This window comes from Gryllotalpicola sp. CP2-P1 (genome assembly GCF_057512245.1).
Map to the genome: position 1 here is coordinate 1 of NZ_JBLRDT010000350.1, position 1,586 is coordinate 1,586.

Below are 1,586 nucleotides of genomic sequence, written 5' to 3' on the forward strand. Positions count from 1 at the left end.
GCCCGGCCACTGCGCGCACGTCGTGGGCGGTGACGCTGGCAGGCTGGGGGCATGACCGTCACCGCCGAGTACACGATTCCGGGACTGCACGTGCGCGACCACGAGGTCGTGGTGCCGCTGGACTGGGATCGACCGGATGCCGGCGAGCTCACGGTCTTCGCCCGCGAGCTGGTCGCGCCGACGAGGCGCCGCGACGACCTGCCCTACCTGCTCTTCCTGCAGGGCGGCCCCGGCGGCAAGGGCCCGCGCCCGCTGTCGGCGTCGGGCTGGGTCGCCGAGGCGCTCAAGCGCTACCGCGTCGTGCTGCTCGACCAGCGCGGCACGGGCCGCAGCACCCGGATCGACGGGCGCACGATCTCACGCTTCCCGTCGGCGCAGGCCGCGGCCGACCACCTCGCGCACTTCCGAGCGGATTCGATCGTGCGCGACGCCGAGCACCTGCGGCAGCACGAATTCGGTGCGCGGCGCTGGACGACGCTGGGGCAGAGCTACGGGGGATTCCTCACCCTGAGCTACCTCTCGCTCGCCCCGGACGGGCTCGCGGCCTGCCTCGTCACGGGCGGCCTCTCATCGGTGGCCCGCAACGGCGCCGAGATCGTCTACCGGCGCACCTACCCGCGCGTCGAGGCGAAGAACGCCGAGTACCGCCGCCGCTACCCCGGTGACGGGGCAGTCGTCGAGCGCATCGCCGAGAGGCTCGCGGTCGAGCCGGCGGTGCTGCCCGACGGCGATCTGCTGACCGTGCGCCGGTTCCAGACCCTCGGAATGGGCTTCGGCATGAAGCATCCCGGCTACGAGCAGCTGCATTGGCTGCTCGACGAGGCGTTCGACGCGTCGGGCGACGAGTTCGACGCCGGTTTCCTCGCCCAGGTGGCCGACGCCACCTCGTTCACGACGAACCCGCTCTATGCGGTGCTGCAGGAGGCCATCTACCTGAGCGGCCCAGAGGCGGGTGCGAGCGCATGGGCCGCCCAGACCGTGCGCGACGAGCTGCCGCAGTTCGCGGAATCCGCCCGGCCCCTGCTCTTCACCGGCGAGATGATCTACCCCTGGCAGTTCGCCGAGCTCGCCGCGCTGCGGCCGTTCGAGGCGGCGGCGCACGTCATGCACGAGCGCACCGAGTGGCCGGTGCTCTACGACCTCGATCGGCTCGCCGCCAACGAAGTGCCGGTCTTCGCGGCGGTCTACTTCGACGACATGTACGTCGACTCCGGCCTGCAGCTCGACACCGCCAAGTCGGTCGGCAATCTCCACGCGTGGGTCACCAACGAGTTCGAGCACGACGGCCTGCGCAACGGCGACGTGTTCGAGCGCCTGCACGCCATGCTGGACGACGCGGGCGGGGCCCGGCCGTGAGTCGTGCGAAGATGCCCTCCGTGATGCGAGCGACGGCACACCTTGTCGCCGCCTATGACCGCGAGCTGCGCACCGAAGCGGAGATGCGCGGCGCCGCCGCCGTGACGCGAATCGGTCCCTTGTGGCTCGGCACCTTCCCCGGCGGCAGCGGCTTCGTCTCGTATCGCGATCTCGAGGGCGCAGATCCCGCAAAGCTCGTTCCCCGCGCCGGGCGGCTGCACCCCGTCGCG

At 71.7% G+C, this 1,586-nt stretch carries 1 protein-coding gene and 1 pseudogene; both read left to right on the forward strand.

Annotation, left to right across the window (positions count from 1 at the left end; translation table 11 throughout):
• Window positions 1-51: 51 nt before the first annotated feature.
• Window positions 52-1,356 carry an alpha/beta fold hydrolase gene (locus ACM2XV_RS15100; RefSeq protein ID WP_344776353.1) on the forward strand — a complete coding sequence of 435 codons (1,305 nt, stop codon included), beginning with the start codon at window positions 52-54 and terminating at the stop codon, window positions 1,354-1,356.
• Window positions 1,357-1,379: 23 nt separating this feature from the next.
• Window positions 1,380-1,586: pseudogene (locus ACM2XV_RS15105) on the forward strand (hypothetical protein); the annotation flags it as partial.